General features: G+C 50.3%; 2 protein-coding genes. Both read left to right on the top strand.

Translation table 11 applies throughout. The annotated features are described in order from the left end of the window. Nucleotides 1–951 (top strand): type VI secretion system Vgr family protein (locus AAKU64_RS22540; protein ID WP_354363109.1); only part of this gene is annotated, 951 nt, incomplete at its 5' end. An 11-nt stretch (nucleotides 952–962) separates the two neighbouring features. After that, the coding region (locus tag AAKU64_RS22535) for a DUF2169 domain-containing protein (protein ID WP_354363107.1) at nucleotides 963–1,216 on the top strand (254 nt) is incomplete at its 3' end.

Here is a 1,216-nt window from a genome sequence, read left to right as displayed (position 1 = left end):
CAGTTCCACTGGGATCGCATTGGCCGCTATGATGAAAAAAGCTCCGCCTGGATCCGGGTTGCCAGCGCCTGGTCAGGCAGCAACTTTGGCATGACCTCCATTCCCAGGATCGGTACCGAAGTCATCGTTCAATTTTTAGACGGCAACCCAGACCGACCCATCATCACCGGCATGGTACCCAACGCCGCCACCATGCCCGCCTGGACCCTACCTGCCAACAAAACCCAAAGTGGCATCTTAAGCCGATCCACCCCAGGCGGCAGCTACGACACCGCCAACGCCATTCGCTTTGAAGATAAAAAAGGCGCAGAACAACTCTGGCTCCATGCAGAAAAAGACCAACTCACCGAAGTCGAACACGATGAAGACAAATGGGTCGGTCACGACCGACGTAAAACCATTGACCATGACGAAACCAGCCACATCAAACATGACCGCACTGAAACCGTCGACAACGATGAAACCATCACTGTCCACAACAACCGCAAAGAAAGGGTGGATCACAACGAGACCATCAGCATAGGTGATCACCGGACTGAGGATGTCGGCAAGAACGAGACCATCAGTATTGGCGGTAACCGCACAAAAACGATCGCTAAAAACGAAAAAGACAGTATCGGCAAAAACTGGTCGATCAACGTCGCAAGAATGAAAACAGAAACCATCGGCATGGCCTATATGCAAAACGTCGGCATGGGTCGGATGGACAACGTGGGTATGGGGTATAGCCTCAATGTAGGCCTGATCATGTCGACGGTGGTGGGCATGAATCAAATGACCAAAGTAGGACAAAAAATATCAATGACTGCTGGTGAAGAATTGTCTCTCACCGTCGGCAAAGCCAGTCTGGTGATGAAATCCGATGGCACTATCATCATCAATGGCAGCCAATTTAATTTTGAAGCCACAGGGCCGGTACAAATCAGTGGCAAAGATGTCGATATTAATTAAGTCAAGCCACGATGGAATTTCGTAACCACACCCCCTTTCCGGCGCAGGCCTTTGAAGGACTTGATCAACACGAGCAAGTCTTTCATGTCATTGGCCTGCGACAGACCTTGAGTTTCGCGTCCGGCACGCTGGAATACGCGGATGAACAAGCGCCGTTATGTGAGGTCGATGCGTTCTTCGGTGAAATGAACCAAAGTAGTGTGCGTCAGGAATCGGATTTTTGTCAGTACAAGCCAAAATGTGATGTGATTGTAAATGCCACAGC

The organism is Undibacterium sp. GrIS 1.8 (assembly GCF_040544445.1).
In the GTDB taxonomy this organism is placed as follows: domain Bacteria; phylum Pseudomonadota; class Gammaproteobacteria; order Burkholderiales; family Burkholderiaceae_D; genus Undibacterium.
This window is presented reverse-complemented; position numbering and strand designations above follow the sequence as displayed.